Below are 23365 nucleotides of genomic sequence, written 5' to 3'. Positions count from 1 at the left end.
AAGGGACCGCGCATGAACAAGGACGACCTGATCCTCATCAGCGTCGACGACCACGTCATCGAGCCGCCCGACATCTTCGTGAACCACCTGCCGAAGCGGTATCTCGACGACGCGCCCAAGCTGATCCACCGCGAGGACGGCAGCGACGTGTGGCAGTTCCGCGACAACACCGTCGGCAACGCCGCGCTCAACGCGGTCGCGGGCCGCCCCAAGGAGGAGTACGGCCTCGACCCGCAGGGCATGGACGAGATCCGGCCCGGCTGCTACGACGTCCACGAACGCGTCAAGGACATGAACGCGGGCGGCGTGCTCGCCCAGATGAACTTCCCGTCCTTTCCCGGCTTCTCGGCCCGCATGTTCGCCACCGAGGACTCCGACTTCTCGCTCGCGCTGGTGCGGGCGTACAACGACTGGCACATCGACGAGTGGTGCGGCTCCTACCCCGGCCGCTTCATCCCGATGGCCCTGCCCGCGATCTGGGACGCCGAGCTGTGCGCCGCCGAACTGCGCCGGGTCGCGGCCAAGGGCTGCCACTCCATGACCTTCCCCGAGAACCCGGCAGCGCTCGGCTACCCGAGCTTCCACGACCCGTACTGGAATCCGGTGTGGCAGGCCGCCTGCGACACCGACACCGTCCTGTCGGTGCACATCGGCTCCTCCGGCCGCCTGGCCATCCCGGCCGTCGACTCCCCGCCGGACGTGATGATCACTCTCCAGCCGATCAACCTCGTCCAGGCCGCCGCCGACCTGCTCTGGTCGCGCACCCTCAAGGATTTCCCCGCGCTGAAGATCGCCCTCTCGGAGGGCGGCACCGGCTGGATCCCCTACTTCCTGGAGCGCGTCGACCGCACCTTCGAGATGCATGCCGCCTGGACCCTCCAGGACTTCGGCGGCAAGCTGCCCTCCGAGGTCTTCCGCGAGCACTTCCTGACCTGCTTCATCACCGACAAGCTCGGCGTCAAGCTGCGCCACGACATCGGCATCGACAACATCTGCTGGGAGGGCGACTACCCGCACAGCGACTCCCTGTGGCCCGACGCCCCCGAGCAGCTGCACGGCGTCCTCACCGAGTGCGGGGTCCCGGACGCGGACACCGTGAAGATCACCCACGAGAACGCCATGCGCTGGTACTCCTTCGACCCCTTCGCGCACATTCCGCGCGAGCAGGCCACGGTCGGCGCCCTGCGCCGGGCCGCCGACGGGCACGACGTCAGCATCCGGCCCCGCAGCCGCCAGCTCAAGGAACCGGTCGACAAGCTGGAGGCCTTCCGGCAGCGGGCCCGCGCGGCCGTAGCGGCGGCGAGCAAGTAGTGGCACAGGACAACGAGCTGTTCGACCTGACGGGACGCTCGGCGCTGGTCACGGGAGCCGCGGGCGGCATCGGTGCCGCCGTCGCCCACGCGCTCGCCCGGGCCGGCGCCGCCGTCCTCGTCACCGACGTCGCCGCGGCCGCCGCGGCGGCCGTCGCCGGGAAGATCACGGCGGCTGGCGGCACCGCCGACAGCACCGGACTCGACGTACGGGACCGGAGGGCCGCGGAGGCCGCCGTGGACCGGGCCGCCGCCCTCGCCGGCGGGACCCTGCACATCCTGGTGAACAACGCCGGCGTGACCGCGCCCGCGATGTTCCCCGACCTCGACGAGAACGCGTTCCGCCGGCTGCTCGACATCCACGTCCTCGGCACCTTCACCTGCTCCCAGGCCGCCCTTCCGTTCCTGCCGACGGACGGCACCGGACGCATCGTCAACGTCACCTCGTCGGCCGGGCTCGTCGGCACCCTCGGCCAGGTCAACTACTCGGCGGCCAAGGCCGCGATCATCGGCATGACCAAGTCGATGGCCCGGGAGCTGGCCCGGAGACAGATCAAGGTCAACGCCCTGGCGCCGCTGGCCGCCACCCCCATGACCGAGACCATCCGCACCCATGAGAAGTTCGCCGCCACCATGCTCGCCCGCATCCCGCTCGGCCGCTGGGCCGAGCCCGAGGAGGTCGCCGGGGCCTTCGTCTTCCTCGCCTCGGACGCGGCCTCCTTCGTCACCGGCCAGGTCCTGCCGGTCGACGGCGGCTTGGTGATCTGATGGCCGACCGCACAAACAGGGGACCTCTCTCCGGGGTGACGGTGGTGGCCCTGGAGCAGGCCGTCTCGGCGCCCCTGTGCACCCGGGTCCTGTGCGACCTCGGGGCCCGCGTGATCAAGGTGGAGAACCCGGACGGCGGCGACTCCGCCCGCCACATCGACGACGTGGTGAACGGCCTGGCCGCCCACTTCGTGTGGACCAACCGCGGCAAGGAGTCCGTCACCCTCGACCTCAAGTCCGAGTCGGGGACGGCGATCCTGCACCGGCTGCTGGACCGCGCCGACGTCCTGGTCTCCAACCTCGCCCCGGGCACCACGGCCAAACTCGGCATCGCCCCCGACGACCTCGCGACCAGCCACCCCGACCTGATCGCGGTGGAGATCGACGGTTACGGCCCCGGCGGCCCGCTCTCCCACAAACGGGCCTACGACCTTCTCGTCCAGGCCGAGTCCGGGGTCTGCGCCATCACCGGCCACCCCGGCGCCCCCGCCAAACCGGGCCCGCCCATCGCGGACGCGAGCACCGGCCTCTACACGGCGCTGTCCGTCGTGGCGCTGCTGTACGCCGGTGAGCGCCGGGGCGAGCGCGGCGGCGCCGTCGCGGTGAGCCTGTTCGACACCATGACCGAGCTGATGGGCTACCCGCTGACCTACACCCGGCACTCGGGCGAGGAGCAGCAGCCGATCGGCATGAGCTCGCCCGCCGTCGCCCCGTACGGCGCCTACCGCACCGCCGACGGGCACACGGTGGTCCTCGGCACCATCAACGACCGCGAATGGCAGCGTCTGGCACGGGAGTTGCTGGAACGCCCGGACCTGGCCGACGACGAACGCTTCCGCACCAACCCCGACCGCGTCCGGTACCGCGGCCTGCTCGACGCGGAGATCGGCGCCTGGTGCGCCCGGCACGACCTCGCCCACGTCCAGCGGCGCGCCGACGAGACCGGCATCGGCAACTCCCGCTACAACACCCCGGCCGACGTCCTCGCCCACCCGCACCTCGCGGCCCGCGACCGCTGGCGCACCACCGACACCCCCGCCGGACCGGTACCGGCCCTCCTGCCCCCGCCGGTGATCGCCGGGTACGAGCCCCCGATGGGCGCCGTACCGGCCCTCGGCGAGCACACCCGGAAGGTGCTGGCCGAACTGGGCATCACCGAAGTCGAACCGGGGGACGCCACGTGACCGGTGACCCCGTACTGCTGTCCGGCGACAGCGGCGGCGTACGGACCCTGACCCTCAACCGCCCGCACCGCAGGAACGCCGTCGACCGCGAACTGTGGGCGGCACTGCGCCGGGCCCTCACCGAGGCCACCCACGACCGGACGGTACGGGCGCTGGTGCTCACCGGCGCCGGCGGGGCGTTCTGCTCCGGCGCCGACCTCACCAGCGGCGCCGCGGACCTCCGGCACCCGCTCGACAAGGTCCGCGACCTCAACGAAGTCGCCGTCCTGCTGCACGAGTCGCCCATTCCCACGGTGGCCAAGGTGGACGGGGTGGCCGTCGGCGCGGGCTGGAACCTGGCGCTCGGCTGCGACCTGGTGGTGGCCACACCGGAAAGCCGGTTCTCGCAGATCTTCACGCGCCGCGGGCTCTCCCCGGACTGCGGCGGCACCTGGCTGCTGCCCAGGCTCGCCGGCCTCCAGCAGGCCAGGAGACTCGCCCTGCTGGCCGAGACGATCGACGCCGAGGAGGCCCGGTCGCTGAACCTCGTCACCTGGGTGGCGCCCGCCGAGGAGATCGACAGTTTCGTCACCGACCTGGCCGGCCGGCTGGCGGCCGGACCGCCGGTCGCCGTCGCGCAGACCAAGGCACTGCTCAACGAGGGCACAGGTCGCACCCTGCGCGAGGCGCTCGCCGCCGAGGCCCGCGCGCAGGCGGTCAACTTCGCCTCGCCGGACGTGACGGAGGCCTACGCCGCGTTCGCCGGGAAACGCGAGCCGCGCTTCACCGGCCGCTGGTTCCGACAGCCCCCTACGGAGGACCCGTCATGCGCGAAGCAGTGATCGTCGAGGCCGTCCGCACACCGGTGGGCAGACGCGACGGCGGCCTGTCCGACGTGCACGCGGCCGACCTCTCCGCCGTGGTCCTGACCGCCCTCGCCGAGCGCACCGGCCTCGACCCGGCGCTCGTCGACGACGTCGTGTGGGGCTGCGTCTCCCAGGTCGGCGACCAGTCCAGCAACATCGGCCGGTACGCCGTCCTCGCCGCGGGCTGGCCCGAGACCGTTCCCGGGACCACCGTGAACCGGGCCTGCGGATCGAGCCAGCAGGCTCTCGACTTCGCCGCGCAGGCCGTCATGTCCGGCCAGCAGGACGTCGTCGTGGCCGGCGGCGTCGAGGTCATGAGCCGGGTGCCGCTCGGCTCGGCCCGCGCCACCGGGACGCCGTACGGCCCCCAGGTCCTCGCCCGCTACCACGACTTCTCCTTCCACCAGGGCCTCTCCGCCGAGAAGATCGCACTGAAGTGGGGCTTCACCCGCACGCGGCTGGACGAGTACGCGGCGCTGTCCCACGAGCGCGCCGCCGCGGCCCAGGACAGCGGCGCCTTCGAGGCACAGACCGTGCCGGCGGCGGGGGTGAGCGCCGACGAGGGGATACGGCGCGGCACCAGCGTGGCGAAGCTCGCGGGGCTGAAGCCGGCCTTCCTCGACGACGGGGTGATCCACGCCGGCAACGCCTCCCAGATCTCCGACGGCGCCGCGGCCCTCCTGGTCACCACACCGCAGCGGGCCCGGGAGCTGGGGCTGACCCCGCTCGTGCGCTACCGCGCGGGCGCGGTGGTCGGCGCCGACCCGGTCCTCATGCTGACCGGCCCGATCCCGGCCACGGAGAAGGTGCTCGCCAAGGCGGGCGTCGGCCTCGCCGAGGTGGGCGTCTTCGAGGTCAACGAGGCCTTCGCGCCCATCCCGCTCGCCTGGCTCGCCGAGACCGGCGCCGACCCGGCCCTGCTCAACCCGCTCGGCGGCGCCATCGCGCTCGGGCATCCGCTGGGCGCGTCCGGCGCCGTCCTGATGACCCGGATGGTCCACCACATGCGCGACCACGGGATCCGGTACGGCCTGCAGACGATGTGCGAGGGCGGCGGCACGGCCAACGCCACCCTCGTCGAACTCACGTCCTGACGAAGGGGTTTCGGTGCGCCGAGAGATCTACACACCCGACCACGAGGAATTCCGCAAGCTGGTCAGGGAGTTCGTGGCCAAGGAGGTGGTCCCGAACTACGCCTCCTGGGAGCGGGCCGGCCGGCTGCCCCGTGAGATCTTCGAACAGCTCGGCTCGCTCGGCGTGCTGGGCATCGCGATCCCCGAGGAGTACGGCGGCGCCGGCCTCGACGACTACCGCTACAACGTCGTCCTCCAGGAGGAGGCGGCCCGCGCCCTGGTCACCCTGGGCACCGTACGCACCCAGCTCGACGTCATCCTGCCCTACTTCCTCGCCTACGCCGACTCCGCGCAGCGGCGGCGCTGGTTCCCCGGCCTCGCCGCCGGCACGCTGCTGACCGCGGTCGCCATGACCGAACCCGGCACCGGGTCCGACCTGGCCGGCATCCGCACCACGGCCGTACGCGACGGCGACAGCTACCTCCTGAACGGCGCCAAGACCTTCATCACCGGAGGTCTGCTCGCCGACCTGGTGATCGTGGTCGCCCGCACGTCGAGCGACCCCGCCGACCGGCGCGCGGGACTGACGCTGCTGGTCGTGGAGGACGGGATGCCCGGGTTCACCCGGGGGCGGGTCCTCGACAAGATGGGCATCAAGGTTCAGGACACCGTCGAGCTGGCCTTCGACGACGTACGCGTCCCGGTGGCGAACCGGCTGGGGGAGGAGGGCGCCGCCTTCGGCTACCTGGGCCACAACCTCCCGCAGGAGCGGATGACGGTGGCGGTCGGCTCGGTCGCGCAGGCGCGGGCCGCGCTGGACACGACGATCGAGTACGTCAGGGAGCGCGAGGTCTTCGGCAGGACCGTGGCGTCCTTCCAGAACACCAAGTTCGAACTCGCCGCCGTCGCCGCCGAGATCGAGGCCGCCCAGGCCATGCTCGACCGCGCCGTCCTCGACCTCGTCGAGGGGGAGCTCTCCGGCGGCGACGCGGCGAAGGTGAAGCTCTTCTGCACCGAGGTGCAGGCCCGAGCCGTCGACCGCTGCCTGCAGCTCTTCGGCGGCTACGGCTACATGACGGAGTATCCGATCGCCCGGCTGTACGCCGACGCCCGGATCACCCGGATCTACGCCGGCACCAGCGAGGTCATGAAGGTGATCATCGCCAAGTCGCTGGGGCTGTGAGAACACGTCCGGGAAGGCGAGAGCGCCGCGGCCGCCGGGAGCGGCCGCGGCGCTCAGGTGGTCACTTCCCGTAGGGCGTCGTCTCCGCCAGGTCGGCGGCGGACTTCATCAGCTGCAGCACCATCGGGCCGAACGCCTGCAACTTCTCGTTGTCACCGGCTCGTTGGAAACCCTGTTCCAGGACGATGGCGAGCTTCCACTGGGCGAGGACGTCGTAGTAGTCCATGTCGTCGACCTGGCGGCCGGACACCTCGGCGTAGCGCTGGATCAGCTGCCCGCGCGAGGGCATGCCGAACAGGTCGACATAGGACGCGGTGGCCGCCTCGGGGGCGCTCGTGTCCTCGGGCCAGCCGCGGAGCATCCAGGCGAGGTCGAGCTTGGGGTCGCCGACGGTGCCCATCTCCCAGTCGACGACGGCGGCGAGCCGTGCCGGGCCGCCGTGCCGGAACATGACGTTGGCGAACTGGTAGTCGCCGTGCATCAGGCCCGGGACGTAGTCGAGCGGCCGGTGACCGCGCAGCCAGGCCGAGGCCTCGTCGAAGCCGGGCAGCTCACGGCCCTTCACCCGCTCCAGGTAGCGGGTCCAGCGGTCCACCTGGCGCTCGTGGAAGCCCTCGGGGCGGCCCAGGTCCTCCAGCCCCTTCGCCCGCCAGTCCACCCGGCCCAGCAGGGCGGCGCCCTCGGCCAGCTGGTACGCCAGCCCCGCCCGCGCGGCCAGGTCCGTGCCGAACGGGTCCGGCCAGCCGCGTCCGCCGGTGGTGGACATGGGCGACCAGCCGTCGACGAACTCCATCAGGTAGAAGGTGCGGCCGAGGACGGCGGTGTCCGTGCAGACGGCGATCGCCTCGGTGTGCGGGACGTCCGTGCCGTTCAGTGCCGCGGTGATCCGCCACTCCCGCAGGATGCCCTCGTCGCGGGCGGCCGGCGCGGTGGGCGGCGGGATGCGCAGGGCGCAGTGCAGTTCGCCGCGCCGGATCTCGTAGATCTCGTTCTGCGCGCCGCCCGAGACGTACCGCTGCTCGACCGGCTCGCCCTTGCCGGGCAGTGCGGACTCGTCCAGCCAGTCGGCCAGCCGATCGACGTCGATCACCGGGCCTCCGTCTCCGGGGCCAGGAACTCCGCGTACTTGGCCCGCGCCGCGGCCAGCCGCGTGGGCAGGTAGCCACTCGGCCACAGGTCCTCGCTGGGCCTGTGATCACGCAGCACCTGCCGGGCGACGGTCACCTTGTGCGCCTCGGTCGGACCGTCGGCGATGCCCAGGACGCTGGCGCCCAGGAGCATCCGGAACAGCGGCATGTCACCGCTCACGCCGAGGGCGCCGTGCACCTGGATCGCGCGGTGGACGACGTCGTGCAGCACACTCGGCAGCACGACCTTGATCATCGCGATGTCCTTGCGGACCCTGCGGTAGTCGTTGTACTTGTCGATCTTCCAGGCGGTGTGCAGCACGGCCAGCCGGAACTGCTGGATCTGGGCCCACGAGTCGGCTATGTGGCCCTGCACGAACTGCTTGTCGGCCAGGACCGTGCCCTGCGTGTGCCGGCTCAGCGCCCGCTCGCACATCATGTCGAACGCCTTGCCCGCGAGCCCGATCGTCCGCATCGCGTGATGGATCCGCCCGCCGCCGAGGCGGGTCTGGGCGATGACGAACGCCTGCCCCTCGCCGCCCAGCAGCGCGTCCGCGGGCACCCGTACGTCCTCGTAGTGCACCAGGGCGTGAGAACCCCGTTCTTCGGGCTCACCGGCCAGCGCCACGTTCCGCTCGATGACGATCCCGGGCGTCTCGGCCGGGACCAGGAGCATCGACATGCTCTTGTACGGGTCCCCGTCCGGGTCGGTCACGGCCATGACGATGAAGAAGGCGGCCGTTTTGGCGTTGGACGAGAAGTACTTCCAGCCGTTGACGACCCACTCGTCCCCGTCCCGTACCGCCCGGGTGGTGAACTCCTTGGGGTCGGAGCCGGCCTGGGGCTCGGTCATCGAGTAGCAGGAGAAGATCTCGCCGTCGAGCAGCGGGCGCAGGTAGCGCTCCTTCTGCGCCGCCGTGCCGTAGTGGGCGAGGATCTCCGCGTTGCCCGTGTCCGGGGCCTGGCAGCCGAAGACGACCGGCGCCCAGGAGGAGCGCCCCAGGATCTCGTTGAGCAGGCACAGCTTGACCTGGCCGTGTCCCTCACCGCCCAGGTCGGGGCCGAGGTGGGTCGCCCACAGGCCGTGCGCCCGCACCTCCTTCTTGAGGGGGTCGAGGACCCGGCGGAGGGTGTCGTCGGGCGGGGTGAACTGCAGGCCGTCCCACAGGAGGTCGAGGGGCTCGACCTCCTCGCGCACGAACCGGTCCGCCCAGTCCAGCTGCGCCTGGTAGTCCGGCTCTGTCTCGAAGTCCCACGGCATTGTGTCTCCTTCCGGCGGATGTCAGAATAACGTTCTCGTGGATGAGAACACAATTCCCTCGTCGCGGAACGCGACTTCTGGCGACGTGCCGGACCGGCCTCCGGACGGCATCGCCGACCGGATAGCCCAGCGCGCCCTGGCCCGCCGCGCCGACCAGTACGCCCACGAGGTACGAGCCCTCCTCGACGCGGCACGCGCGGTCATGCGCCGCCTCGGCACGACGGCACGCCCGCGCGTCGCCGACATCGTGACGGCGGCCGGACTGTCCAACGAGGCCTTCTACCGGCACTTCCGGTCCAAGGACGCCCTGGTTGCCGCGATCATGGAGGACGGCGCCGAGCGGCTGTGCGGCTACATCGCCCATCAGATGGCGAAGGAGCCCACGGCGCGGGGCAAGGTGCGCCGCTGGGCCGAGGGCGTCCTGTCGCAGGCGATGGACACCGACACGGCCGAGACGACCCTCGCGGTCATGTGGAACGCCCAGAGCGTGGGGGAGGGGTTCCTCGCCGGGCCGCCCTCGATCGCCGGCCTGCTCGCGGACCTGCTCCGCCCGCCGTACACCGAACTCGGCAGCACAACCCCCGACCTGGACGCCGCCCTGGCCGCCCACGCCGTGGTCGGCCGGCTCGCCGACCACCTGTGGCGGCGGACGCCCCCGACGGTCGCCGACGTCGAGCACATCACCCGCTTCTGCCTGCGCACGGTCACACCCGAAGGAGCGTGAGAATGAAGGCGACCGATCAGTTCCATGTCGGCCTCGTCGTCGACGACATCGCCGCCGCGGCGGCCGAGTTGACGGCCGTGTTCGGCCACCGGTGGTGCGAGGAACTGGGCGCGCCCGCCCGGGTGAGCCTGCCCGGCGGCGACGCGGTCCTCGACCTCAGGTCGACCTACTCCATGTCCGTGCCCCGGGTGGAGCTCGTCCGGAGCGTCCCGGGCACCCTGTGGCAGCCGGCCGCCGACTCCGGCATCCACCACCTCGGCTACTGGTCCGACGACGTGGCCGCCGACTCCGCCGAGCTGGCCCGGCGCGGTTACGCGTCCGAGGCCGTCGGCCGCCGCCCGGACGGTACCCCGTACTGGGCGTTCCTCCACGGCGAGGCCGGCCCGCGCATCGAACTGGTGGCCCGCACGCTCCGGCCCGTCCTGGAGCGGTACTGGACGACAGGCAGGAGGCCGTCGTGACCGTCGAGAAGGAGGCAGGCCCGATGACGAGCGTGGGAATCGTGACCGGAGCCGGGCGCGGCATGGGGCTGGAGTGCGCGCGGCGCCTGGTCGGCACGGTGGACCGGCTGCTGCTGGTCGACCTGGACGAGAAGACCGTTGCCACGGCCGCGGAGGACCTCTCCACCTCCCCGCACGCGACCGTCGTGGAACCGCACACCCTCGACATCACCGACCGCGACGCCCTGGCCGGCCTCGCCGCCCGGGCCCGCGAACTGGGCACCCTGCGCGCCGTCGCCCACGCCGCCGGCATCTCGCCCACCATGGCCGACTGGCGCCGCATCCTCAGGGTCGACCTCGTCGGCACGGCCCTGCTGGCCGAGGCCCTGCGCCCGCTCTTCACCCGGGGCACGGCGATGGTGTGCTTCGCGTCGATGGCGGCCCTGTTCGGCGACACCGAGCCGCGGCCGGCGACCGAGGCGGCCCTGGCGGATCCGCTCGACGAGCACTTCCTCGACCGCATCCGGGAAGCCGTGGGCCCGGACATCGAGGACCCCGGCATGGCCTACACGTGGGCCAAGCGCGGAGTCCAGCGTTTCGTGCAGCGGGAGGCCGTGCGCGTCGGAGCGGCAGGGGCCCGCGTCTGCTCGGTCTCACCCGGCGTCGTCGCCACCTCGCAGGGGCGTCAGGAGGCCGAACACCACCCGTCGATGCGGGCGCTGGTACGGCAGTCCGCCCTCGGCCGCGAGGGCCGCCCCGGGGAACTGGCCGCCGTCGTCGCCTTCCTGCTCTCGGACGAGGCGTCCTTCCTCACCGGCACCGACATCCTGGTCGACGGCGGGGTACGGGCCGGCCTGGCGGCACGCTAGCGGCACCGGGGCATGACTCCCGGGCCGGGGGAGCCCGACTTGCCTCCTGGTGAAGGTGAGTCGGGCGAAGCCCCGGCCGTGTTCACCCGGCGTCGGTCGTCCGTGGGGCGAACCCGGCCACGATCACGGCGTTGGTACGGGCGGCCGCCTGCCGCAGCGACTTCGCCTTCGCGTAGGCGGCCGACTCGTACCATGCCCGGGCCGCCGCCACGGACTCGAATTCGAGCACCACGGTCTGGTCGCCGTGCCAGGCGCCCTCCAGAACCTGCGGACGGGGATCCGCGGCCAGCACGGCGGCGCCGCTCTCGGCGATGGAGAGCCCGGCCGCCCTGCCGTAGGCGGCCATGCCGGCGGGGTCGTCGACGGCCTCGGTGAAGATGACGTAGCCCTTCGGCATGGCGCTCCTCGGCGTCAGGTCACGGTGATGGCGTGCTCGGGGCACAGGGCGGCAGCCGAGCGGACCGCCTCCTCGTGCTCGGCGGGCACCTCGGGTGTGTCCGCCACGGCGTAGCCGTCGTCGCTCAGGTCGAAGACCTCGGGGCAGACCGAGCAGCACACCCCGTGCCCGCGGCAGCGGTCGTCGTCGACGGTGACCTTCATCGGGCCGTGCTCCACTCCAGGTCGAGGTGGGTGAGGCCGCGGAGGATGAAGGTGGGCACGTACTCGTAGCGGCGGGCGTTCGCCGGGCCGTGCACCCGCTCGGCGATCCTGATGTCGGACGTGAGGTCCAGCAGCCGTTCGAGGGTCACCCGGGCCTCTGCGCGGGCGAGCGGCGCGCCGGGACAGGTGTGGGCGCCGCGGCCGAACGCGAGGTGGCGGCGGACGTTCGGACGGCCGACGTCGAAGGTCTCCGGGTCCTCGAACTGGCGCGGGTCGCGGTTCGCCGCGCTGTTGAGCACCATGAGCGTGGTCCCGGCCGGGATGTCGACGCCGCCCACCGTGGTCGGCACCTTCGACAGCCGGAAGTCGCCCTTCACCGGGCTCTCGGCCCGCAGCGTCTCCTCGACGAAGTTCGGGATGCGGTCGCGCTCGGTGCGCAACAGCCGCTGGAGCTCGGGGCGTTCGGCGAGGATCCTGAGCGCGGAGCTGAGCAGCCGGACGGTGGTCTCCTGGCCGGCGGCGAACAGGTTGGCCGCGACCCGGACGACGTCGATGACCTCCGGCGTCGAACCGTCCGGGAAGGTCGCCGTCGCCAGGCCCGTCAGCACGTCCGCGCGCGGCTCGCGGCGGCGCTCCTCGATGTATGCGGCGAAGCGGCCGTAGAGGAACTCCAGCGGCGAGTGGTGCAGGGTGTCGTCGCCCGTGCTGCCGATGCCGCCGCCGTCCTGCGGGCGGCGTTGGAGCCGGTCCATGAACTCCTGTTGGTCCTCGCCGGGCACCCCGAGCAGGTCTGCTATGACGAGCAGCGTGAACGGTCCGGCGAACCCGCTGATGAACTCCCCCTCGCCCGGCGCCAGGAACGTCTCCAGCAACCCGTCGGCGAGGTGCCACATGGACGCCTCGTTCTCCTTGAGGCGCTTCGGCGTGATCAGCCGCATCAGCAGGGCGCGGTGGTCGGTGTGCACCGGCGGGTCCATGGTGGGCAGCTGGTCGCTCATCGGCAGCTCGTGCCGGTGACGTTCGATCAGCTCGCTGACGTCGTCGCCCTCCAGCGGGACCGGGAATCCGGGGAACGGGCCGGTGACCGAGATGCAGGCGGAGAACGCGTCGGTGTCGTTGTAGACCTGCAACGCCTCGTCGTACCCGGTCACCATCATCACGTCGTGGTGGTTCTCGCGACGGACCGGGCACTGTCCGCGCAGGGCGTCGAAGTAGGGATAGGGGTCCGCGACGACCTTCTCGTCCCGGAAGAAATCGATCGCCTCGAAGTCGTTCACGGCCTGTTCGGCTCCCTCTCGCCGGCACCCTGACGATCGGGAACGATAGCACAATTCTCAATTTACTGGAATGCTGAATGATGTTTAGGAGAGTGACATTCTCGTCTACTGTCGGGGAGATTCATGGAAGAGACAGACGAACTGCGCGCCGCGCGAGGCATCCGCCGGAAGGTCCTCGGCGACGTCTGTGCCGACGCGACGACCGCCGGTCCCGCTCCCGTCGCCGTCGAGTTCCAGGACTACCTCACCGCGACGGCCTGGGGTGTCTGGGCCCGCGGTGGTGCCCTCGGCACCCGGGACCGCAGCCTCCTGGTCCTGGCCATGACGGCGGCCCTCGGCCGTATGGAGGAGTTCCGCCTCCATACCGACGCCACGTCGCGCACCGGAGTCACCGACGCCGAGGCCGACGAACTGCTCTTCCGGATCGCCGCCTACTGCGCGGCCCCCGCCGGCAGTGCCGCCCGGCGGGTCGTCAACGGCGTGCGCACGGAACGGGAGGCGGGGGAGTGACCGGCGGGAGCGTCGGGTTCGTCGGGCTCGGCAACATGGGCAGCGTTCTCGCCGGGAACCTCGTGGCGGCCGGGCATGCGGTCGTGACGCACGACGCGCTCGGTCCGCGGCGGTCGCCCGAGGGGGCCGTGCACGTTCCCGCGGTCGCCGAAGTGGCCGGCCGTACCGACGTGCTGGTGCTCAGCCTTCCCGGCGGCCGGGCCTGCGAGCAGGTGGCCCGGGAGATCCTGGCTACGCCCGGACGGCGCGTCCGGTGCGTCGTCGACACCTCCACCGTCGGTCCGGCCGCAGCCCGGGCCGTCGCCGCACTGCTGGCCGGGGGTGGCATCGGCTACGTCGACGCCCCCGTCTCCGGCGGGGTCGCCGGAGCCCGCGCCCGCACCCTCACCGTCATGTACGCCGGGGAGGACGAGGCCTGTTCGCGCGCCGAGGGCGTACTGGCCGGGCTCAGCGACCGTCGCCGCCGGGTCGGCGACCGGCCCGGCCCGGCCCAGGCCCTCAAGCTCGCCAACAACTTCCTGGCCGCGACCGCGCTCGCCGCCACCAGCGAGGCCGTCGCCTTCGGGCTCGCGGCCGGACTCGACATGGCCACCATGCTCGACGTCCTGAACGAGTCCAGCGGCCGGAGTGCGGCGAGCCGGGACAAGTTCCCGGCCCAGGTCCTCACCGGCCGCTATGCCGCAGGCTTCACCAACTCCCTGATGGACAAGGACGTACGGCTGTACCTGCGTGCCGTGGCGGAGCAGGGCGGCGCGACCGCGATCGGCGAGGCGACCGGGAACGTGTGGGAGCGGTTCGCCCAGGCCGAGCCCGGGGCCGACTTCACCCGGATCTTCCCCTTCGTGGACGGATCCTGACGAGCCCGCCCACGAGCCCCGCGGGCTCGTGGGCCGATCCCGGGCGACCGGCCGCCGAGTCCGCCGCGGCCTCCTGCGCCTTTCCTGACAGGCGGCTGACTTGACGGCCGATCTCGGGTGAGAATAGCATTCTCGTTTGGAGAGACTGAGATTATCGTAGGTCTCCTCCGAACAAGCGACTGGAGGACCAGACCCCATGGCGCACTTCAAGAAGCCCGAGGCGGGCAGCTGGACCGCACACCTGAAGATCGGCACGGAGCCGGTGTCGTACGAGGACTCGATCACGCCGGCCCACTACGAGCTGGAGCGGGACGCCATCTTCAAGCGCACCTGGCTGAACGTCGGCCGGGTCGAGAAACTCCCCAAGCGCGGCAGCTACTTCACCAAGGAACTGGACGCGGCGGGCACATCGGTCGTCGTGGTGCGCGGCATGGACGACGAGGTGCGTGCCTTCCACAACATCTGCCGGCACCGCGGCAACAAGCTCGTGTGGAACGACTTCCCGCGCGAGGAGACCAGCGGGGTCTGCCGCCAGTTCACCTGCAAGTACCACGCCTGGCGTTACGACCTCGAGGGCAAGCTGGCCTTCGTCCAGCAGGAGCAGGAGTTCTTCGACCTGGACAAGTCCCAGTACGGCCTCAAGGACGTGCAGACCGACGTCTGGGAGGGGTTCGTCTTCGTCAATCTCGACCCCGAGAACAGCACTCCGCTACGGGAGTACCTGGGCGAGTTCGCCAAGGGCATCGAGGGCTACCCGTTCCACAAGATGACCCAGGCGCACACGTACCGCGCGGAGATCGGCGCCAACTGGAAGCTGTTCATCGACGCGTTCGCCGAGTTCTACCACGCGCCGATCCTGCACGCCGGCCAGTACGTCTCCGACGAGGCCCGCAAGATCCAGAAGTACGGTTACGAGGCGCTGCACTACGACGTCGACGGCCCGCACAGCATGGTCTCCTCCTGGGGCGGCATCGCCCCGCCGCACGACCGCACGATGGTCAAGCCCATCGAAGGCGCCCTGCGCAGCGGTCTGTTCGGACCGTGGGAGGCACCCGACATCGGTCTCACGACCGAAGAGCTGCCGCCCGCCGTCAACCCCACCCGGGACCCGCGCTGGGGCATGGACTCGTTCGTGTTCTTCCCCAACTTCATGCTGCTGATCTGGCGGCCGAACTGGGTCCTGACGTACCACTACTGGCCGACCGCGTACAACACCCACATCTTCGAGGCGACCTGCTACTTCGTGCCGCCCGAGAACGCCTTCCAGCGGCTCCAGCAGGAGCTGGCCGTCGTCTCCTTCAAGGAGTACGGCCTGCAGGACGGCAACACGCTGGAGGCCACGCAGACCATGCTGGAGTCACGCACGGTAGGGGAGTTCCCGCTCAACGACCAGGAGGTTCTCCTGCGTCATCTGCACGGTTCCGCCCGGCAGTACGTCCGTGAGTACCAGCAGCGCACCTCCGGCGCCCCCACCGCGAGCTGACCCTAGGAGACCGAACCATGGCCACCGTTTTCCCCGCCGAGTTCGCCGCGCTGGAACCCTTCGCCGACTGGGCGGTCCCCACCGAGAAGGCCCGGTACGCCAAGCGCATCGCCAGCACCATGGACGAGCTCGACGCCTTCTACAGCGCCGCGTTCCCGCTGCTCGCCTCCGGCACGGACTACCTGCAGCGGGTCACCATGGCGGACATCTCCGAGGAGGACAAGCACCTGCTGTGGCTGTTCTGCGCGCTGGTGACCGTCGCGTTCTCGGTGGAGGCCTGGCGACAGCCCAAGGTGCCGGACACGGGCGCGGCGAGCATCGACTCCGTCGTGGAACCGGCGGTGTGAACGGCATGCGAGTCAGCCGCGTCCCGGGAGGTGCCTGATGCCGCGTCCGCGCACCCCGCAGCCGCCGGTGCGGCTGCGGGCCGCCCGCATGCTGGACATCGACAAGGGCGAACTGGTCGAGGCGGGCGACCTGCTGATCGAGGGCGAGCACATCACGGCCGTCGCCCCGGCCACCGTTGCGCCCGACACCGTCGAGCTCGACCTCGGCGACGTCACCCTCCTGCCCGGCCTGATGGACATGGAGGTCAACCTGCTCCTCGGCGGGCCCGACCACCGCAGTCCCCTCAACCCCGTGCAGGACGACCCCGCCGTGCGCACCCTGCGGGCCGTCGCCAACGCCCGCCGCACGCTGCGGGCCGGCTTCACGACCGTACGCAACCTCGGTCTGTTCGTGCAGACCGGCGGCCTGCTGCTGGACGTGGCGCTGAAGAAGGCGATCGACCTCGGCTGGATCGAGGGGCCGCGGGTCGTCCCGGCCGGCCACGCCATCACACCGACCGGCGGGCACCTCGACCCGACCATGTTCCAGGCGCTCGCGCCGCACATCATGCCGCTGACGGTCGAGGAGGGGATCGCCAACGGGGTGGCCGAGGTGCGCAAGGCGGTCCGCTACCAGATCAAGCACGGCGCCCGGGTCATCAAGGTGTGCGCCTCCAACGGTGTCATGTCGCACACCGGCCCGGCCGGTGCCCAGCAGTACTCCGACGAGGAGCTGCACGCCATCGCCGACGAGGCCCACCGGGCCGGGCTCAAGGTCGCCGCGCACTGCATGGGCGACCGGGCCGTCCGGGCCGCGCTGGACGCGGGCATCGACTGCATCGAGCACGGCTTCCTGGCCGGCGACGAGACCCTCGACCTGATGGTGGAGCGCGGCACCTTCCTGGTCGCCACCACCTACATCGCCGACGGCATGGACGTCTCCAAGGCCGCGCCCGAACTCCAGGCCAAGGCCGCCGACGTGTTCCCGCGCGCCAAGGCGACGACCAGACGCGCGATCGAGCGCGGTGTCCGGGTGGCCTGCGGCACCGATGCCCCGGCCATCCCGCACGGCCGCAACGCCCGTGAGCTCCTCGCCCTCGTCGACCGGGGCATGACCCCGCTCGCGGCGCTCCGGGCGGCGACGACCACCGCCGCCGCGCTGATCGACGCCGAGGACCGGGGCCGCCTCGAACCCGGCCTCCTGGCCGACGTCATCGCCGTCCCCGGCGACCCGCTGGCGGACATCGGGGTCACCGAGGACGTGCGGTTCGTGATGAAGGGCGGCCAGGTCTTCCGGCACGAGGAGACCGCCCGGTCCTGAGCGGACCGGGGGGAGGGGGACGGGAGGGCGGTGGCTCCGGCCGGAGCCACCGCCCTCCCGCATGCCGTGCGGCGTTCACACCTTCCGTGTGATGCCCCCGTCGACCCGGACGATCGCGCCGGTCGTGAAGCTGGACGCGGCACTGGCGAAGTGCAGCGCCAGCGGCGCCACGTCGTCCGGCAGGCCGAGCCGGCCCAGCGGCACGAAGGACGGGTCGAAGTCCGCGGCCGCCCAGGCCTGGTGGGCGTCGGTGAGCACCGGCCCGGGGAGGATGGCGTTCACCCGCACCTTCGGCGCGTACGCCTCCGCGAGCCCCACCGTGAGGGCGTTGAGTCCGGCCTTGGCGCAGGCGTACGGCAGTTCGTGGACGCTGGCCATCAGCGACCCGGCCGTACCGATGTTCACGATCGAGCCGCCGCCGTGGTCGGCCATGTGCTTCGCCGCGAGGACCGCCAGCCGGAACGGCCCCTTCAGATTCACCGCGAGGGTCTTGTCGTAGAGCTCCTCGCCGACCGCGTCGAGACTCTCGTACACGGGGGACATCCCGGCGTTGTTGACGAGCACGTCCAGCCCGCCCAGCCGCTCCAGCGTCTCGGCGACGAGCCGCTCGCAGTCGCCCCAGCGGCCGACGTGGCAGGCGATCCCGACGGCCCGCCGCCCGGTCGACGCCCGCACCTGTCCGGCCACCGCCCGGCACGCCTCGCCCTTGCGGGAGGCGACGACGACATCGGCGCCGGCCTCCGCCAGCGTCTGCACGATGGCCCGCCCGATACCGCGTGAACCACCGGTGACCACGGCCACCTTGCCCGTCAGATCATGAAGCTCAGCGAAGGTCGTCACCCGCGTCAGCCTTTCCGTATCGTCGTCAGCAGCTCGCGCCGCAGCAGCTTTCCGGTGGGCGTGTACGGCAGTTCCGCGCGGAACACGACCACGTCCGGTGTCCTGGAACCGCGCAGACGCCCCCGCACCCAGTCGCGCAGCGTCTCGGCGTCGACGGCCGCCCCGTCGTGGACGACCACGAACGCGGCGATCCGCTCGCCCCACTCCTCGTCCGGCACGCCCACCACGGCCGCCTCACGCACGGCCGGATGCCGCAGGAGAACGTCCTCCACCTCGGCGGGAGCGATGTTCTCGCCGCCGCGGATGATGGTGTCGTCGGCGCGGCCCTCGACGAACAGGTAGCCGTCGGCGTCGAAGCGGGCCAGGTCGCGGGTGGGGAACCAGCCGTCCGCGTCCAGCGGCGCGGCGGCCCCCTTGTACTCGCCGGACACCTGGGGACCGCGCACCCACAGCTGCCCCGGTACCCCGGCCGCCGCCACGGCCCCGCTCTCGTCCCGGATCTGCGCCTCGACGCCCGGCACCATGCGCCCGGCCGAGCGCAGCCGGTCACGGACGGCGTGATCGTCGGAGGCCAGCGCGGCGCGGTGGTCGTCGGGGCCCAGCAGCGCGATGGTCGAGCTGGTCTCGGTGAGGCCGTACGCGTTGGTGAACCCGGTGTCCGGGAAGGCCCGCAGGGCCGCCTCCAGGACGGGGTGGGGCATGCGCGCACCGCCGTACGCCAGCGAGCGCAGCGTCGGCACCCCGGCCGGGCGGCCGTCCAGGTGCTCCACGACGCGGGCCAGCATGGTCGGTACGACCATGGCGGAGGTGACGCCCTCGGAGCGGACCAGCTCCAGCCAGGCACCCGGTTCGAAGGCGCCGAGGTGCACCATCCGGCGGCCGGCGTAGAGGTTGCTGAGCACGGAGCCGACACCCGCGACGTGGTAGGGCGGGACCGCGGCCAGGACGGTGTCGCCCGGAGCGGCTGCGGCGAACTCCACGGTCCCGAGGACATAGCCGGTCAGGTGCCGGTGACGCAGGACGGCGGCCTTGGGCGCGGCCGTGGTGCCGCTGGTGAACAGCAGTACGGCCGGGTCGTCCGCGGCACCCTCCAGACCCTCGGCCGGCTCGGCCGCGAGTGCCTCGGCCAGCAGGTCCCCGGGGGTGTGCACCCGCGGCCCGGCCCCGGCGAACACCCCCGCGACGGCCTCGTCCGCGACCACCAGCGGACGCTCGGTGTGGGTCAGCAGACCGGTCAGCGCATCCGCCGAGAGCCGGTAGTTGACAGGAACCAGCGGCACGCCCGCCAGCGCCGCGCCGAACAACAGCACCGGGAACGCCGGGCCGTTGACCCCGGCGAACACCAGCTCCCGTGCCCCGGACCGGTGGACGACGGTCGCGACCCCGGCGGCGGTACGGCGGAGCTGCGCCGTGGTCGTCCCGGATCCGCGCGGCCCGATCGCCACCCGGTCCGGATCACCCGCCACGGCCATGTCGAGCAGCATCGCGATGTTCAAGGCACGCCCTTTCTTCCACTCCCCGGCTGCGAACGATATTCTACTGATATGGAAACCTCATTCTCCAGGGGTGGGTTCCGGGTTGTCTTCCGTCCAAGGCCGTGTCCCAGGGGGGCCATGTGGATTTCGAGCTGACCGAGCAGCAGGAGGACATCCGCGCCGGCGTCCGCGAGCTGGCCGCCTCCTTCGGGCCCGGGTACTGGGCCGCGCAGGACGAGCGGGCCGAGTTCCCCTGGAGCTTCTACGACGCCTTCGCCAGGGCCGGCTGGCTCGGGATCGCCGTCCCCGAGGAGTACGGCGGCGGCGGACTGGGCGTCCTGGAGGCCTCCCTCCTGCTGGAGGAGGTGGCCGCCTCGGGTGCCGGCATGAACGGCTGCAGCACCATGCACCTGACCATCTTCGGCCTCAACGTCCTGGCCCGGCACGGCAGCGAGCAGCTGCGCCGCGAGGTGCTCCCGCAGGCCGCCGCCGGCGACCTGCACGTCTGCTTCGGCGTCACCGAGCCCGACGCCGGCACCGACACCACCAGCATCTCCACCTTCGCCCGCCGCGACGGCGACCACTACGTGATCGACGGCCGCAAGATCTGGATCACCAAGGCGGGCGACTCCCAGAAGATGGTCCTGCTCGCCCGCACCACCCCGCGCGACCGGGTCGACAAGCCCACCAAGGGCATCTCGGTGTTCCTGGTCGACGTCGACCGCACGGCGATGGACATCCGCCCGATCCCCAAGATGGGCCGCAACGCCGTCGCCTCCAACGAGATCTTCATCGACGGCCTGCGCGTCCCGGCGAGCGCCCGCATAGGCGAGGAGGGCGAGGGCTTCCGCTACCTCCTGGACGGCCTCAACCCGGAGCGCATCCTGCTCGCCCACGAAGCCCTGGGCCTGGGCCGGGCCGCCCTGGACGCGGCCACCCGCTACGCCCGCGACCGGGTCGTCTTCGGCCGCCCCATCGGCCAGAACCAGGGCATCGCCTTCCCGCTCGCCGAGGCCCTCACCCGCCTCGACGCCGCCCGCCTGATGGCCCGCAACGCGGCCTGGCGCTACGACCGGGGACTGGAGTGCGGCCGCGAGGCCAACATGGCCAAGTTCCTGTGCGCCGACGCCGGCTTCCAGGCCGCCGACCGCGCCGTGCAGACACTGGGCGGCATGGGGTACGCCCGCGAGTACCACGTCGAACGGTACTTCCGCGAGTCACGGCTGCTGCGGCTCGCCCCGATCAGCCAGGAGATGGTGCTGAACTACGTGTCCCAGCACGTACTGGGACTGCCCCGGTCGTACTGAGCAGCGCCCGCGCGGTACGTGACGTCACCCGCCATCACGGCACGGCCGGATGCCCGGTTCGTTGCGCGTGCCCGTCGGCCGTGCTTGGCTCGCCCGATGAACCTTCTGCTGACGGCGAGTGGCCTGCGCAACGACACACTGAGGGATGCGCTGCGGGACATGCTGGGAAAGCCGTTCGGATCGGCGAACGTCGTGTACGTTCCCACGGCATCGGTCGCCGAGCCCGGGGACCACGGGTGGTTCGTCGAGGACCTGAACCGGCTGTACGGCCTGGGCTGGCGGGAGTTCGACGTCCTGGAGCTGAACGGCCTGCCCCGGCAGCTGGTGCTCGACCGGCTGCTGCACGCCGACGTCGTCCACGTCGAGGGCGGCAGCCACTACCACCTCGCGCGCAGCATCACCGGCAACGGCCTGGCCGACGGCTTCCTGGAGGCGCTGGAGAACCGGGTCTACGTGGGGGTCAGCGCCGGATCAATGATCTTCAGCCGCAATCTCACCGGACACTCCGCCGACGTCATCGGGGACACCGCCGACCTCCACGTGCTCGGCGCGACGACCGTGGAGCCGCCGTTCGGCCTCTTCGACTGGTATCTCAAGCCCCACCTGTACTCGCCGAACTTCCCCGAGCGGGGCGACGCCTGGGCCGACCGCATCGCCGCGCGGGCGGACTTCCCGGTCTACTTCATCGACGACGACACGGCCGTCCGGGTACGGGACGGCAAGGTGGATGTCGTCACGGAAGGCCGGTGGCGGTTCCACCCGTGACCCGACGTGCGGCGGGGAGCCCCGGACAGGGGTTCCTGAGGCTCCAGGAACCTTTCTTCAGTCCTCGCGGCTGGGGTCGCACAGCACCATGACCGCACGGGCGACGAGTTCGCCGGCACCGCCGAGTTCCTGGCGGTAGCGGTCCGTGATCCCCCGGACGGTCTCCGCGAAGGCCGGGTCGGCGGCGCGGGCGCGGGCGGGCGGCGGAAGCTCCTGGGCCATCGCGCGACGGCGGGCCAGGAGCGCGATGATCTCGTCGTCGAGCCGCTCGATCCGGGACAGTGACATCTCCGCCGTCGGTGCGGCAACGGGGTAGGTGGTCACGTGAGATCTCCGTTCTCCAGGAGGAACCGGGGCCCGGTTCCCGTCCGCGGTCATCGCAGTTGGTCCTTCATCACTTTGCCCGTGGCGTTCGTCGGCAACTCCTCCCGGAACTCCACGGACCGCGGAACCTTGAACCCGGCCATGCGCTCACGGCTCCAGGCGATCAGCTCCGCCTCGGTCACCGGCCCGTGCCGCACCACGAACGCCTTGCCCACCTGCCCCATCCGAGGATCCGGCACACCGATCACCGCGACCTGCGCCACCGCGGGATGCCCGAGCAGGAAACCCTCGATCTCGGCCGGGTAGGCGTTGAAGCCGCCGACCAGGAACATGTCCTTCTTGCGGCCCACGATCCTCAGGTGCCCGCGCTCGTCCAGGGTGCCGAGGTCGCCGGTGTGCAGCCAGCCGTCCCCGTCGACGGCCTCGGCGGTCGCCCGCGGGTCGTCGAGGTAGCCGCGCATCACGCTGTAGCCGCGCACCAGCACCTCCCCGTCGCCGGCGATCCGGATCTCCACGCCGTCGCAGGGGGTGCCCACGGTGGTGGCGATGTCCTCGAAGGAGTCGCCGGGGCGGGAGGCCGTCACCGTGCCGGCCTCGGAGAGGCCGTAGCCGGTCATGATCGACCGGAAGGGGAGTTCGTCGCGCATCCGGCGGATCAGCTCCACCGGGATGTCGGCCGCGCCGGTGACCGCGCACCGCAGCGAGGACAGGTCCCGCCCGCCCTTCTGCCGGGCTTCCAGAAGGGAGTGGTAGAGGGTCGGCGGCCCCGGAAGCATGGTCACCCGCTCGCGCTCGACCAGATCGAGCACCCGCTCCACCTCGAAGACCGGCACCGGCAGGATCGTGGCCCCGCGGATCAGGGAGGCGATGCAGCCCGCCTTGTAGCCGAAGATGTGGAAGAACGGGTTGACGATCAGATAGCGGTCGCCCTCGCGCAGATCGGCCAGGTCGCACCACTCGGCGTACAGGCGGAGCGTCTGGGCGTGCGTCATCATCACGCCCTTGGGCCGGCCGGTGGTCCCCGAGGTGAAGACGATGTCGGCCACGTCGTCGCCGCGCACCTCCCGCTCGTACGGCGAACCGCTCTCCAGGAAGCCGGACTTGAGGTCGATCACCGCGACGCCGGGCGGCCCGGTGAACTCCAGGCCCAGGAAGCCCTGTTGCACCAGTACGGCCTTGGCGCCGCTGCGTACGACGATGTCGTGCGCCTCGTCCGCCTTGAACCGGGTGTTGACCGGGACGAGCACCCCGCCCGCGGTCAGCAGCCCGAACGCGGCCACGATCCACTCGGCGGAGTTGGGCGCCCAGATCGCCACCCGGTCGCCCTTGCCGACCCCCAGCGACGCGAAAGCGCCCGCCGCCACCCGGACCCGCTCGGTGAGCTGGGCGAAGGTGAGCCGCAGGGAGCCGTCGACGACCGCCTCGGCGTCACCGAAGCGGTCGGCCGCGCTCAGCACCATCCGGGGGATGGTCTCCCACGTGGTACGAGCCGTCAT

At 71.7% G+C, this 23365-nt stretch carries 25 protein-coding genes; 16 read left to right on the top strand and 9 right to left on the bottom strand.

All coding sequences use genetic code 11. The annotated features are described in order from the left end of the window. Nucleotides 1-12: 12 nt before the first annotated feature. From ACZ4UV_RS22045 to ACZ4UV_RS22020, 6 genes are read left to right on the top strand one after another with little or no spacing between them, the layout of a single operon-like run. A complete protein-coding gene (locus ACZ4UV_RS22045; protein WP_451019110.1) occupies nucleotides 13-1311 on the top strand; it encodes an amidohydrolase family protein in 1299 nt (432 codons plus the stop codon). Further along, the gene (locus tag ACZ4UV_RS22040) at nucleotides 1311-2078 is read left to right on the top strand and encodes an SDR family NAD(P)-dependent oxidoreductase (RefSeq protein ID WP_451019109.1); all 768 of its coding nucleotides are present in this window, start codon (nucleotides 1311-1313) and stop codon (nucleotides 2076-2078) included. The genes ACZ4UV_RS22045 and ACZ4UV_RS22040 overlap by 1 nt, the downstream gene beginning before the upstream one ends. Next, a complete protein-coding gene (locus ACZ4UV_RS22035; RefSeq protein WP_451019108.1) occupies nucleotides 2078-3262 on the top strand; it encodes a CaiB/BaiF CoA transferase family protein in 1185 nt (394 codons plus the stop codon). Before ACZ4UV_RS22040 ends, ACZ4UV_RS22035 begins: the two co-directional genes overlap by 1 nt. Next, on the top strand, nucleotides 3259-4083 hold the full coding sequence (locus ACZ4UV_RS22030) for an enoyl-CoA hydratase/isomerase family protein (protein WP_467839989.1): 825 nt from the start codon (nucleotides 3259-3261) through the stop codon (nucleotides 4081-4083). Before ACZ4UV_RS22035 ends, ACZ4UV_RS22030 begins: the two co-directional genes overlap by 4 nt. Then, nucleotides 4068-5201 carry a thiolase family protein gene (locus ACZ4UV_RS22025; protein ID WP_451019106.1) on the top strand — a complete coding sequence of 378 codons (1134 nt, stop codon included), beginning with the start codon at nucleotides 4068-4070 and terminating at the stop codon, nucleotides 5199-5201. The genes ACZ4UV_RS22030 and ACZ4UV_RS22025 overlap by 16 nt, the downstream gene beginning before the upstream one ends. A gap of 13 nt (nucleotides 5202-5214) precedes the next feature. After that, complete coding sequence (locus ACZ4UV_RS22020) at nucleotides 5215-6363, top strand: acyl-CoA dehydrogenase family protein (protein ID WP_467839986.1); 1149 nt, start codon at nucleotides 5215-5217, stop codon at nucleotides 6361-6363. A gap of 61 nt (nucleotides 6364-6424) precedes the next feature. Here ACZ4UV_RS22020 and ACZ4UV_RS22015 read toward each other — a convergent pair whose 3' ends face one another. Both ACZ4UV_RS22015 and ACZ4UV_RS22010 read right to left on the bottom strand, forming a co-directional pair. Beyond that, on the bottom strand, nucleotides 6425-7453 hold the full coding sequence (locus ACZ4UV_RS22015) for a phosphotransferase family protein (RefSeq protein WP_467839983.1): 1029 nt from the start codon (nucleotides 7451-7453) through the stop codon (nucleotides 6425-6427). Continuing rightward, the gene (locus ACZ4UV_RS22010; RefSeq protein WP_451021768.1) at nucleotides 7450-8751 is read right to left on the bottom strand and encodes an acyl-CoA dehydrogenase family protein; all 1302 of its coding nucleotides are present in this window, start codon (nucleotides 8749-8751) and stop codon (nucleotides 7450-7452) included. The genes ACZ4UV_RS22015 and ACZ4UV_RS22010 overlap by 4 nt, the downstream gene beginning before the upstream one ends. A gap of 85 nt (nucleotides 8752-8836) precedes the next feature. Here ACZ4UV_RS22010 and ACZ4UV_RS22005 point away from each other — a divergent pair, with 85 nt between their 5' ends. Genes ACZ4UV_RS22005 through ACZ4UV_RS21995 form a run of 3 tightly spaced genes read left to right on the top strand, consistent with a single transcriptional unit; the run spans nucleotide 8837 to nucleotide 10784 of the window. Then, nucleotides 8837-9475, top strand: coding sequence for a TetR/AcrR family transcriptional regulator (locus tag ACZ4UV_RS22005; RefSeq protein WP_451021769.1), 639 nt, complete (start codon nucleotides 8837-8839; stop codon nucleotides 9473-9475). Between the two features lie 2 nt (nucleotides 9476-9477). After that, on the top strand, nucleotides 9478-9936 hold the full coding sequence (locus tag ACZ4UV_RS22000; protein WP_467839979.1) for a VOC family protein: 459 nt from the start codon (nucleotides 9478-9480) through the stop codon (nucleotides 9934-9936). Continuing rightward, nucleotides 9933-10784, top strand: a complete 852-nt coding sequence (locus ACZ4UV_RS21995; RefSeq protein WP_451021771.1) for an SDR family oxidoreductase — start codon at nucleotides 9933-9935, stop codon at nucleotides 10782-10784. Before ACZ4UV_RS22000 ends, ACZ4UV_RS21995 begins: the two co-directional genes overlap by 4 nt. Nucleotides 10785-10866: 82 nt before the next feature. Here the strand turns inward: ACZ4UV_RS21995 and ACZ4UV_RS21990 are convergent, their stop codons facing one another. From ACZ4UV_RS21990 to ACZ4UV_RS21980, 3 genes are read right to left on the bottom strand one after another with little or no spacing between them, the layout of a single operon-like run. After that, a complete protein-coding gene (locus ACZ4UV_RS21990; RefSeq protein ID WP_467839976.1) occupies nucleotides 10867-11181 on the bottom strand; it encodes a DUF1330 domain-containing protein in 315 nt (104 codons plus the stop codon). A 14-nt stretch (nucleotides 11182-11195) separates the two neighbouring features. Beyond that, nucleotides 11196-11384, bottom strand: coding sequence for a ferredoxin (locus tag ACZ4UV_RS21985; protein WP_390039046.1), 189 nt, complete (start codon nucleotides 11382-11384; stop codon nucleotides 11196-11198). Continuing rightward, on the bottom strand, nucleotides 11381-12661 hold the full coding sequence (locus tag ACZ4UV_RS21980; protein ID WP_451021772.1) for a cytochrome P450: 1281 nt from the start codon (nucleotides 12659-12661) through the stop codon (nucleotides 11381-11383). The genes ACZ4UV_RS21985 and ACZ4UV_RS21980 overlap by 4 nt, the downstream gene beginning before the upstream one ends. 123 nt (nucleotides 12662-12784) lie before the next feature. Here ACZ4UV_RS21980 and ACZ4UV_RS21975 point away from each other — a divergent pair, with 123 nt between their 5' ends. From ACZ4UV_RS21975 to ACZ4UV_RS21955, 5 genes are all read left to right on the top strand, one after another. Beyond that, a complete protein-coding gene (locus tag ACZ4UV_RS21975) occupies nucleotides 12785-13171 on the top strand; it encodes a carboxymuconolactone decarboxylase family protein (protein WP_451021773.1) in 387 nt (128 codons plus the stop codon). Then, nucleotides 13168-14028 carry an NAD(P)-dependent oxidoreductase gene (locus ACZ4UV_RS21970; RefSeq protein WP_467839972.1) on the top strand — a complete coding sequence of 287 codons (861 nt, stop codon included), beginning with the start codon at nucleotides 13168-13170 and terminating at the stop codon, nucleotides 14026-14028. The genes ACZ4UV_RS21975 and ACZ4UV_RS21970 overlap by 4 nt, the downstream gene beginning before the upstream one ends. 196 nt (nucleotides 14029-14224) lie before the next feature. Next, the gene (locus ACZ4UV_RS21965; RefSeq protein WP_451021775.1) at nucleotides 14225-15511 is read left to right on the top strand and encodes an aromatic ring-hydroxylating oxygenase subunit alpha; all 1287 of its coding nucleotides are present in this window, start codon (nucleotides 14225-14227) and stop codon (nucleotides 15509-15511) included. A gap of 17 nt (nucleotides 15512-15528) precedes the next feature. Beyond that, the gene (locus tag ACZ4UV_RS21960; RefSeq protein WP_390039036.1) at nucleotides 15529-15858 is read left to right on the top strand and encodes a hypothetical protein; all 330 of its coding nucleotides are present in this window, start codon (nucleotides 15529-15531) and stop codon (nucleotides 15856-15858) included. Nucleotides 15859-15895: 37 nt separating this feature from the next. Continuing rightward, nucleotides 15896-17158 (top strand): metal-dependent hydrolase family protein, encoded by a 1263-nt coding sequence (locus ACZ4UV_RS21955; RefSeq protein ID WP_451021776.1) that lies wholly within the window; start codon nucleotides 15896-15898, stop codon nucleotides 17156-17158. Between the two features lie 75 nt (nucleotides 17159-17233). On the opposite strand, the gene ACZ4UV_RS21950 is transcribed toward ACZ4UV_RS21955, so the two are convergent. Both ACZ4UV_RS21950 and ACZ4UV_RS21945 read right to left on the bottom strand, forming a co-directional pair. Next, nucleotides 17234-17998: an SDR family NAD(P)-dependent oxidoreductase gene (locus ACZ4UV_RS21950; RefSeq protein WP_390039032.1), complete on the bottom strand. Its 765-nt coding sequence runs from the start codon at nucleotides 17996-17998 to the stop codon at nucleotides 17234-17236. Between the two features lie 5 nt (nucleotides 17999-18003). Beyond that, entirely contained in the window at nucleotides 18004-19494 is a 1491-nt protein-coding gene (locus ACZ4UV_RS21945) for a class I adenylate-forming enzyme family protein (RefSeq protein ID WP_467839967.1), read from the bottom strand. A gap of 119 nt (nucleotides 19495-19613) precedes the next feature. Between ACZ4UV_RS21945 and ACZ4UV_RS21940 the strand changes: the two genes are divergently transcribed. Next, nucleotides 19614-20780 (top strand): acyl-CoA dehydrogenase family protein, encoded by a 1167-nt coding sequence (locus tag ACZ4UV_RS21940; RefSeq protein WP_467839964.1) that lies wholly within the window; start codon nucleotides 19614-19616, stop codon nucleotides 20778-20780. A 96-nt stretch (nucleotides 20781-20876) separates the two neighbouring features. After that, nucleotides 20877-21545 carry a Type 1 glutamine amidotransferase-like domain-containing protein gene (locus tag ACZ4UV_RS21935; RefSeq protein ID WP_467839961.1) on the top strand — a complete coding sequence of 223 codons (669 nt, stop codon included), beginning with the start codon at nucleotides 20877-20879 and terminating at the stop codon, nucleotides 21543-21545. A gap of 57 nt (nucleotides 21546-21602) precedes the next feature. Here ACZ4UV_RS21935 and ACZ4UV_RS21930 read toward each other — a convergent pair whose 3' ends face one another. Together ACZ4UV_RS21930 and ACZ4UV_RS21925 are read right to left on the bottom strand one after the other, a co-directional pair. Then, nucleotides 21603-21869, bottom strand: coding sequence for a hypothetical protein (locus ACZ4UV_RS21930; protein ID WP_390039024.1), 267 nt, complete (start codon nucleotides 21867-21869; stop codon nucleotides 21603-21605). Between the two features lie 50 nt (nucleotides 21870-21919). Beyond that, nucleotides 21920-23365 (bottom strand): FadD3 family acyl-CoA ligase, encoded by a 1446-nt coding sequence (locus ACZ4UV_RS21925; RefSeq protein WP_467839958.1) that lies wholly within the window; start codon nucleotides 23363-23365, stop codon nucleotides 21920-21922.

It is taken from the genome of Streptomyces sp. NPDC028289 (assembly GCF_055565975.1).
This window is presented reverse-complemented; position numbering and strand designations above follow the sequence as displayed.

Bases quoted from the DNA above. Each gene is read 5' to 3' on its own strand.
- ACZ4UV_RS22045 (WP_451019110.1), top strand. From the start codon at position 13: ATGAACAAGGACGACCTGATCCTCATCAGCGTCGACGACCACGTCATC.
- ACZ4UV_RS22035 (WP_451019108.1), top strand. From the start codon at position 2,078: ATGGCCGACCGCACAAACAGGGGACCTCTCTCCGGGGTGACGGTGGTG.
- ACZ4UV_RS22025 (WP_451019106.1), top strand. From the start codon at position 4,068: ATGCGCGAAGCAGTGATCGTCGAGGCCGTCCGCACACCGGTGGGCAGA.
- ACZ4UV_RS22010 (WP_451021768.1), bottom strand. From the start codon at position 8,751: ATGCCGTGGGACTTCGAGACAGAGCCGGACTACCAGGCGCAGCTGGAC.
- ACZ4UV_RS22000 (WP_467839979.1), top strand. From the start codon at position 9,478: ATGAAGGCGACCGATCAGTTCCATGTCGGCCTCGTCGTCGACGACATC.
- ACZ4UV_RS21990 (WP_467839976.1), bottom strand. From the start codon at position 11,181: ATGCCGAAGGGCTACGTCATCTTCACCGAGGCCGTCGACGACCCCGCC.
- ACZ4UV_RS21985 (WP_390039046.1), bottom strand. From the start codon at position 11,384: ATGAAGGTCACCGTCGACGACGACCGCTGCCGCGGGCACGGGGTGTGC.
- ACZ4UV_RS21975 (WP_451021773.1), top strand. From the start codon at position 12,785: ATGGAAGAGACAGACGAACTGCGCGCCGCGCGAGGCATCCGCCGGAAG.
- ACZ4UV_RS21965 (WP_451021775.1), top strand. From the start codon at position 14,225: ATGGCGCACTTCAAGAAGCCCGAGGCGGGCAGCTGGACCGCACACCTG.
- ACZ4UV_RS21960 (WP_390039036.1), top strand. From the start codon at position 15,529: ATGGCCACCGTTTTCCCCGCCGAGTTCGCCGCGCTGGAACCCTTCGCC.
- ACZ4UV_RS21955 (WP_451021776.1), top strand. From the start codon at position 15,896: ATGCCGCGTCCGCGCACCCCGCAGCCGCCGGTGCGGCTGCGGGCCGCC.
- ACZ4UV_RS21935 (WP_467839961.1), top strand. From the start codon at position 20,877: ATGAACCTTCTGCTGACGGCGAGTGGCCTGCGCAACGACACACTGAGG.
- ACZ4UV_RS21925 (WP_467839958.1), bottom strand. From the start codon at position 23,365: ATGACGGCTCGTACCACGTGGGAGACCATCCCCCGGATGGTGCTGAGC.